The organism is Brevundimonas sp. UBA5936 (assembly GCA_002430835.1).
Classification (GTDB): Bacteria; Pseudomonadota; Alphaproteobacteria; order Caulobacterales; family Caulobacteraceae; genus Brevundimonas.
Genome location: DJDA01000088.1, coordinates 1 through 4,981, shown reverse-complemented (window position 1 = coordinate 4,981; position 4,981 = coordinate 1). Strand labels below are relative to the sequence as shown.

Annotated in this window: 7 protein-coding genes and 1 pseudogene; all 8 read right to left on the bottom strand. The window is 68.5% G+C overall.

Annotated features, from left to right (window positions below; genetic code table 11):
• Nucleotides 1–331: pseudogene (locus tag B2Y21_RS08300) on the bottom strand (hypothetical protein); the annotation flags it as partial.
• Nucleotides 332–405: 74 nt separating this feature from the next.
• Complete coding sequence (locus B2Y21_RS08295) at nt 406–630, bottom strand: F0F1 ATP synthase subunit C (RefSeq protein WP_046651755.1); 225 nt, start codon at nt 628–630, stop codon at nt 406–408.
• Between the two features lie 59 nt (nt 631–689).
• Nucleotides 690–1,475, bottom strand: a complete 786-nt coding sequence (locus tag B2Y21_RS08290; protein WP_046651757.1) for a F0F1 ATP synthase subunit A — start codon at nt 1,473–1,475, stop codon at nt 690–692.
• Between the two features lie 14 nt (nt 1,476–1,489).
• Nucleotides 1,490–1,855, bottom strand: coding sequence for an AtpZ/AtpI family protein (locus tag B2Y21_RS08285; RefSeq protein WP_087140841.1), 366 nt, complete (start codon nt 1,853–1,855; stop codon nt 1,490–1,492).
• A gap of 154 nt (nt 1,856–2,009) precedes the next feature.
• Entirely contained in the window at nt 2,010–2,690 is a 681-nt protein-coding gene (gene scpB, locus B2Y21_RS08280; protein WP_292058810.1) for an SMC-Scp complex subunit ScpB, read from the bottom strand.
• On the bottom strand, nt 2,687–3,511 hold the full coding sequence (locus B2Y21_RS08275; RefSeq protein WP_025978386.1) for a segregation and condensation protein A: 825 nt from the start codon (nt 3,509–3,511) through the stop codon (nt 2,687–2,689). Before B2Y21_RS08275 ends, scpB begins: the two co-directional genes overlap by 4 nt.
• A gap of 17 nt (nt 3,512–3,528) precedes the next feature.
• Nucleotides 3,529–4,578 (bottom strand): beta-N-acetylhexosaminidase, encoded by a 1,050-nt coding sequence (nagZ, locus tag B2Y21_RS08270; protein WP_292058805.1) that lies wholly within the window; start codon nt 4,576–4,578, stop codon nt 3,529–3,531.
• A gap of 13 nt (nt 4,579–4,591) precedes the next feature.
• Nucleotides 4,592–4,981, bottom strand: a 390-nt coding sequence (locus B2Y21_RS08265; protein WP_292058803.1) for an SPOR domain-containing protein, incomplete at its 5' end; no start/stop codon positions are given.

Below are 4,981 nucleotides of genomic sequence, written 5' to 3'. Positions count from 1 at the left end.
GGCGGGCGGCGTCGGCCTGGGCGGCGGCCTCGGTCTGGACCGAGCGCGCCGTGGCGACGGCCGTGGAAATGGTGTCGGCCCGCTCGTCGATCACGCGGCGCAGGCGCGGCGCGAAGACCTTGGCGATGAGCAGGTACAGGATGACGAACAGGATCAGCAGGTAAACGACCTGCCCGGCCCAGTGCTGGAACTCGAACTGCGGCAGTCCGCCAGCGTCATGCTCGGCGGCGGCGGCAGCCGCATTGGCGGGCACGTGCCCGGTTTCGGCCGCGTATTCAACGGCCTGTTCCACCGGCAAGACCGGCGGCGGAGCTGAGGGAGTGGCTGCCATAATGATCCGTCGTGAAAGCAAATGCGGCGGCGCAGCCGCTGATGGGCGCGCCGCCGCAGATCAGGGGTTCGGTATTAGCCGAGCCAGATCAGGATGCCGAGCACGAAGGCCAGGATGCCCAGGGCTTCGGCGAGGGCGGCGCCCACGAACAGGTTGCCGACTTGCGAAGCGGCGGCAGCCGGGTTGCGCAGGGCGCCGGCCAGGAACTGGCCGAAGATGTTGCCGACGGCCAGAGCCGAACCGACCATACCGATGGTGGCGATACCGGCGCCGATGAACTTGGCGGCTTCAGCTTCCATGATGATATTCCTAATTCTTGGAGCGTTTGGAGGGTGGGCTTACTTACTGGTCCGCAGCCTTAGTGGCCATGGCCCAGGTTGACCACATCATTGAGGTAGATGCAGGTCAGAACGGCGAAGACGAACGCCTGGAGGAAGGCCACCAGGAACTCGAAAGCGGTCAGGGCGATCACCATGCCCAGCGACAGGGCGGCGACCGGAAGAGCGAACAGGCCCACGCCGCCGGCGACGGCCAGGGCGCCCAGGGACACCACGAAGCCGGCGAAGATCTTCAGCGCCAGGTGGCCGCCTAGCAGGTTGCCGAACAGACGCAGGGCCAGGGTGAAGGGGCGCAGCAGGAAGGAGAAGAACTCGATCAGGCCGACGACCGGGCGCAGCACCAGCGGCGCGCTGGTCGGCCAGAACAGGCCGAAGAAGCCCAGGCCGTTCTTGGCGATGCCGACGCCGACCACGACCAGGAAGGTCAGCACGCCCAGGGTGGCCGTGACGGCCAGCTGCGAGGTGGCGGTGAAGGTCAGGAACATGCCCAGCAGGTTCATCATCAGGATGAACATGAACAGGGTGAAGACGAAGGGGAAATACTTGCGCGACTCATGACCGATCGTGGACGCGGCCAGGTTGTCGATCATACCGAACAGGGTCTCGCCCGCCGCCTGCATCCGGCCCGGCACCACCTTGGCGCCCGAGGTGGCCACGGTCAGGAACAGCACGGCCATGCCGAAGGCGATGGTCATCGCCAGGTGCGAATTGGTGAAGGCCAGGCTGACCTCGCCGACCAACGGAAGCGTGACGCTGCCGAAATCCGCCAGAGGCGTAACCTGAAACTGGTGAATCGGATCGGCCACGGGCCTCTCGCTCCTTAGTCTTCTTTTTCGCCGGCCTCGACGTAGGGAACGGCTTCACCCGTCACACCCGCCGCCTTGGCCTGCGCCATCAGCCGGTTGGCTGTGCGACGCGCCATGTAGATCGCCAGTGCGAAGCCCAGAAGAACTCCGACCAGAAGGCCCCAGGGCGAGGTTCCAAAGAACCGGTCCACCCCGAAACCGATAGCCAAACCAACGAAAACACCGCCGAGAAGCTCGGCGATGATCTTATAGGCCTGGCCCGTGACCGCGTGTGCGGCGAACTCGGCCGATTGCCCGGCCTGGGCCTTCGCCTCCAATGCGGATGCGCTTTCGTGGAGGCGTTTGATCGCCTCTTCGCGCGATTCCTTCGTCGGGGACATGGGCCTGTTCGCTCAGCGTCCGGCGCAGGGCCGAAACGGGTCTGAATTTCGGCGCGGAACCTATAGGCGAGACGGCCTCAGGTCAAGGCGGCGCGCCTTGGACTTAAGTCCATGACTTTCCGACACTTCTTGGGGGCGCGACGTTCCGTCCCGGCTAAGGTTGCGACTCTTCGTCCTCGCTGACGAAATCCTGGGCGAATTCGGGCGCGCCGTCGTCCAGCCCGGTCAGCAGATCCTCGCCCTCGTCATCCCCGGCGCGCGAGGGGTCCGGCACCTCGAACCCGACCGGCATGGACAGGTCCAGCAGGCCCGCCGCCTTCATCTCCTGCACGCCGGGAAGATCGTAGAGGCTGGCCAGGCTGAAATGCTCCAGAAAGCGGTCGGTCGTGGCGTAGGTGACGGGCCGACCCGGCGTACGCCGACGCCCGCGCAGCCGCACGAAATCCATCTCCAGCAGCAGGTCCAGCGTCCCCTTGGACAGGGAGACGCCACGCACGCTCTCGACTTCGGCGCGGGTGCAGGGCTGGTGATAGGCGATGATGGCCAGGGTCTCGAGCGCGGCCTTGGACAGGCGGCGCGGCTCCTCGCGCTCCTCGGTCATCAGGAAGCCGAGGTCGGGCGCCGTGCGGAACCGCCAGCGTTCGGCCACGCAGTCCAGCTCGACCCCGCGTCCCTGATAGCGCGCCTGAAGCGCGGTCAGCGCCCCGCCGACGTCGGCGCCCTGCGGCAAACGGCGCGCGATCTCGGCCAGCGACAGCGGCGCGGCGGCGGCGAACAGCAGGGCCTCGACCCGGCGTTCGATGTCGAGGTGGTCCGGGGTGAAGTCGAGACTCACGGCGTCAGCTCCAGCGGCTGCCCCAACCCTCTGCGTTTCAGCCACACCGCGTCGAATGGCCGCTCCTGCCGGATGTCCATGCCGCCCTCCTTCACCAGCTCCAGACTGGCCGACAGGGTGGAGGCGGTATAGCTGGCCTGGCTGGGGCCTTCCTGCCCGTCCGGCTTCTGGGGCGCCACGCGCTCCAGCGGCGTCCACTCGGCCAGGCGCGGCATGATCTCGCGCAGCCAGTCGCGGGCGGCTTCCAGCTGGAAGGCCTCGACCCGCTGGCCGGGGGCGTATTTGCGGCGTTCCTCGCGGCGGCGCTGTGCCACATAGGCGCTCATCAGCTCATAGAGGCTGGCGTCCACCCGGTCGGACGGGATGATGACCGTCGCCTGCGGGTCGCCGCGCGTGAAGACGTCGCGCTTCAGCTGCGGGCGGCCGGTGATGGCCTCCACCGCCGTGCGCATGGCCTCCAGCTTCTGCAGGCGGAAGGCCAGGGCGGCGGCGATCTCCTCGGCCGGAGGCTCCTCCGGCTTATCCTTCTCGTTGCGCGGGATCAGCAGGCGAGACTTCAGATAGGCCAGCCACGACGCCATCACGAGATAGTCGGCCGCCAGCGCGAAATTGCGCCGCCGCGCCTCATGCACGAAGGCCAGATACTGTTCGGCCAGACGGGTGATGGACAGCTTCAGCAGGTCCACCTTCTGCGTCCGCGCCAAGGCCAGAAGGACGTGCAGCGGGCCTTCATAGCCCTCCAGATCGACGACGAAGGCCTCCTGCGCCTCGACCTGTTCGACGGCGGTGAAGTCGAGGTTCGGCTGGAAGGCCTCGCTCATGCGCCCTCCCCGGCCATTTAAGCCTGCGCCTCGCCGACATCCGGCCCCTTGGCGGCGTCGAAGCGGCCGTTCAGCGCCGCCTCTAGCCGGGCGCGGCCCTCGGCGACGTCCAGCGGCTCAGGCGCGCGGACGATGCGGTTCAGCGCAGCCTCGGCGCGGCGTTTGGCCTCGCCCTTCAGCTTCTTCGTCCCAGCGGCGACGGCGGCCATCTCCTTCAGGTCGCCGTTGCAGTGAAGCACCACGTCGCAGCCCGCCTTCAGCGACTGTTCGGCGCGCTCGGTCAGCGTACCCGACAGGGCCTGCATCGACAGGTCGTCCGACAGGATCAGGCCGGAGAAGCCCAGCCGCTCGCGCATCAGGCGGATGGCCTTCTTCGAGGTCGTGGCCGGACGCCTGGCGTCGACGGCGGTGAAGACGACGTGGGCCGTCATCGCCATCGGCATGTCCGACAGGGCCTTGAACGGGGCGAAATCCCAGGCGTCCAGCTCCTCGATCGCCGTCTCGACCACCGGCAGGTCGTGGTGGCTGTCCGAGAAGGCGCGGCCGTGGCCCGGAATGTGCTTGATGATCGGCAGGACGCCGCCCGCCAGCAAACCCTCGGCGGCGGCGCGGCCCAGCTGGGTCACGGTCGCCGGATCCTGGGCATAGGCGCGGTCGCCGATGATGTCGTGGGCGCCCGGCACTGGCACATCCAGCACCGGCACGCAGTCGACGGTGATGCCCAGTTCGCGCAAATCGTGGGCGATCAGCCGGGCGCCCAGACGCACCAGTTCGCGCGCCGCCGCCGAATCATTGGTCGCCTTCAGATAGGCCGCGCCCGGCGGATATTTCGGCCAGTGCGGCGGGCCGAGGCGCTGCACCCGGCCGCCCTCCTGATCGATCAGCACCGGGGCGTCGTCGCGGCCCACGCTGTCGCGCAGTTCGGAGACCAGCGCCTTGACCTGTTCGGGGCTGTCCACATTGCGGCGGAACAGGATGAAGCCCCAGGGCTTGGCCTCGGCGTAGAAGGCGCGTTCCTCCGCCGTCAGCCGGTGGCCGGAACAGCCATAGATGGCGGCGGAGGTCATACTTGCGCGATCCTTAGCGGACGATGCAGTCGCGGCCCGCGGCCTTCAGCGCATTGCAGAAGGCGACGGCGCGGTCACGGCTCATGCCGGTGAAGGTGGTGCGGTAGACGGTCGAGCCGTTGGCGGCGGTGACTTCCTGCACGCGCTTCTCGGCGCCCGAGGCGTACTGGCCGAAGCGGGCGGCGACGGCGGCGTATTCACGGTCGGCGATGGCCGTCGAGGAGAAGGCGCCGATCTGCACGCCGGACGATCCGCCCGTCGCGGCCGGAGCGGGCGCGGGGGCTGGGGCCTTCGTCGCCGGAGCGGGTGCTGCGGGCGCAGGCGCGGCCGGAGCCTTAGTCGCCGGAGCAGGCGCGGCGGGCGGCAGGGTCGAGGATTCGACCGGCGCGGCCGGGGTCGTCGG

What these genes read in the sequence shown, in the direction of transcription:
- B2Y21_RS08295 (WP_046651755.1), bottom strand. Translation starts at nt 630, where the DNA reads ATGGAAGCTGAAGCCGCCAAGTTCATCGGCGCCGGTATCGCCACCATC.
- B2Y21_RS08285 (WP_087140841.1), bottom strand. Translation starts at nt 1,855, where the DNA reads ATGTCCCCGACGAAGGAATCGCGCGAAGAGGCGATCAAACGCCTCCAC.
- B2Y21_RS08275 (WP_025978386.1), bottom strand. Translation starts at nt 3,511, where the DNA reads ATGAGCGAGGCCTTCCAGCCGAACCTCGACTTCACCGCCGTCGAACAG.
- nagZ (WP_292058805.1), bottom strand. Translation starts at nt 4,578, where the DNA reads ATGACCTCCGCCGCCATCTATGGCTGTTCCGGCCACCGGCTGACGGCG.